This is a genomic window from Corallococcus praedator, from assembly GCF_003612125.1.
In the GTDB taxonomy this organism is placed as follows: Bacteria; Myxococcota; Myxococcia; order Myxococcales; family Myxococcaceae; genus Corallococcus; species Corallococcus praedator.
The window spans coordinates 1-2215 of the sequence record NZ_RAWI01000699.1; the positions used below are offsets into that span (position 1 = coordinate 1).

The following is a 2215-nucleotide window of genomic DNA, read 5'->3' on the forward strand; positions in this document are numbered from 1 at the left end:
CCGGCTGGGGGGCGTACTTCTGGGGCAGGAGCGGACAGAGGATGAACGTGGAGGTCCGCGTCTGGACGTACTTGGGCGGCGCGGCGCAGCGGTGGCAGAGGCTGTCCGGAAAGGGCAGGGGCTCGGGGGGCGACATGGCGGTGAACAGCATCGCACGGAGGGCGGAGAAAGAGGGGTGCGGGTCGCGGCGTGCTTCCTAGATTGCGAGGCATGCACGTCGATGAAGCCCGCGTCGAGCCCCACCGTCTGCGCCTGTCGGGACGTCATGCCGTCCTGGAGGTGACGAGCCCCCTGCCCGGCGTGCTGCGGGTGCGGCATGCACCGGTGTCCTCCGAGGTCGGCTTTCTGCACCCCGAGCTGCCCGACAAGCGCTCGTGGGCGGTGGTGACACAAGGGAAGCCCCAGCTCCTGGAGATCCGGAGCGACGCGGAGCGCGTGCACGTGAAAGCGGGCGGCGTGTCGCTGGAGATTGGCGTGGAGTCGGGGACGTGGAGCTTCCGGGACGCGTCAGGACGGGAGCTGGCGCGCAGCGTGAGCGTGTCCGGTGAGGCGCACGCCGAGTATCCGATGGGCCGCCACCGCTCCAGGCTGACGCTGCGGGCGCCGCCGGAGGAGCGCTATCTGGGCTTTGGCGAGAAGGTGGGGCCGCTGGACAAGCGGGGGATGCACTTCACGTTCTGGAACACGGACGTGATGCCGCACCACCCGGACACGGATCCGCTCTACCAGTCCATTCCCTTCTTCGTGGGCCTGCGCGACGGCGTGGCGTGGGGGTTCTACCTGGACGAGTCATGGCGCTCGGAGGTGGACGTGGCGCTGACGGACGCGTCGCGGGTAGCGTGGGAGTCGTGGGGGCCGGAGCTGGATTGCTACCTGTTCTCCGGGCCGGGAATCGCGGACGTGGTGCGCGGCTACGCGGCGCTGACGGGCTGTCCTCCCCTGCCCCCGCTGTGGAGCCTGGGCGCGCAGCAGAGCCGCTGGGGCTACGAGAACGCCAATGACATCCGGGGCGTCATCCAGGGGTACCGGCAGCGGGGGCTGCCCCTGGACGTCGTGTATCTCGATATCGATTACATGGATGGGTACAAGGTCTGGACCTGGGACGGGGCGCGCTATCCGGATCCCGCCGGGCTGGTGCGGGACGCGGCGGCCGAGGGCGTGCGGCTGGTGCCCATCGTGGATCCCGCGTTGAAGCAGGAAGCGGGCTGGGCGCCGTACGAGGAGGCGAAGGCGCGCGACTACCTGGTGCGCTACGACCGGGGCGGCGTGCTGGTGGGCGAGGTCTGGCCCCGGCCCGCGGTGTTCCCGGACATGACGCGGCCGGAGGTGCAGCGCTGGTGGGGCGGGCTGCACCGCGACTTCGTGGAGCAGGGCATCGCGGGATTCTGGAACGACATGAACGAACCGTCGTGCTTCGCGGTGCAGCCGGACCTGGGAATCCTCACGGTGACGAGCCAGCGCGCGGAGGGCGTGGGCAAGGTGGAGGGCCCCACGCTGCCCTACGACGCGAGACACGGGGACAGGCGGCACCTGGAGGTGCACAACGTCTACGCGCTGGGCATGGCGAAGGGGGCGTATGAAGCGCTGCGCGAGCTGCGCCCGGAGGCGCGGCCGTTCCTGCTGACGCGGGCGGGAAGCGCGGGCATCCAGCGTTACGCGGCGGTGTGGACGGGGGACAACTCCAGCCACTGGACGCAGTTGGAGACCTCCATCCCGATGCTGGTGGGAATGGGATTGGCGGCGGTGGCCTTCACGGGGACGGACATCCCGGGCTTCGTGGGCCGGGCGAACGGCGAGCTGTTGGTGCGCTGGATGCAGACCGGCACGTTCTATCCGCTGATGCGAAACCACGCGGGCAAGGGAACCCCGCCGCAGGAGCCCTGGCGGTACGGGGAGCCGTACCTGGCGCTGGCCCGCGCGGCGCTGGAGCGGCGGTATCGGCTGCTGCCTACGCTGTACACGCTGCTGCACGAGGCGTCAGAGACGGGGCTCGCGCCGTTGAGGCCGCTGTTGATGGAAGCGCCCGGGGACGCGGAGGCAGCGGGCGCGTTCGATCAATTCCTGTTCGGACAGGACGTGATGGTGGCGCCAGTGGTGAGGCCGGGGCAGACGAAGCGATTGGCCTGGCTGCCGGCGGGGGCGTGGCTGGAGTGGCCGGGCCTGGAGCGGGCGGGACGGGTGCGGGAGCTGTTCTCTTATACACATCTCCGAGCCC

At 70.4% G+C, this 2215-nt stretch carries 1 protein-coding gene; it reads left to right on the top strand.

Annotated features, from left to right (window positions below; genetic code table 11):
• Positions 1 to 210: 210 nt before the first annotated feature.
• A partial coding sequence (locus tag D7Y13_RS40985; RefSeq protein WP_120631043.1) for a glycoside hydrolase family 31 protein occupies positions 211 to 2215 on the top strand: 2005 nt, incomplete at its 3' end.